Annotated in this window: 1 protein-coding gene; it reads left to right on the forward strand. The window is 45.1% G+C overall.

Annotation, left to right across the window (positions count from 1 at the left end):
• The coding region (locus R0J92_RS21935; protein ID WP_411053201.1) for a hypothetical protein at nt 1-345 on the forward strand (345 nt) is incomplete at its 5' end.
• Nucleotides 346-375 lie beyond the last annotated feature (30 nt).

Below are 375 nucleotides of genomic sequence, written 5' to 3' on the forward strand. Positions count from 1 at the left end.
ATTTTTTTACACGGCAGCAAAAATGAAACGGAACTGTTGTTGGGGCTCCCTGGCACATGGGATCAGTGGCAATTCGATTTCCAGTCCTATGCCGTCTATTCAGCCACCGCCGAAGATTTTACTTCTTTACCGGCTAGGCCGCATATCGGGAATGCTTACCACATTTATGCAGAGTCCAGCTTGCTGAGTTATTTAAAGCGACACACCAATTTGACAGAACAAGAGTTAACTCGTCACATCAACTATAGGCATTTCTCGTTTGCTTGTATGGAACATCAAGTGGATGTGGTTTCTGCCGCCCCCCCTATGATTGAGTTGCTTCATGCATCCAAAGATTTTATATGAGTTTTACAGGACGACTGGACGCTTGGCAAT

The organism is Tritonibacter sp. SIMBA_163, assembly GCF_046535935.1.
Classification (GTDB): Bacteria; Pseudomonadota; Alphaproteobacteria; order Rhodobacterales; family Rhodobacteraceae; genus Epibacterium; species Epibacterium scottomollicae.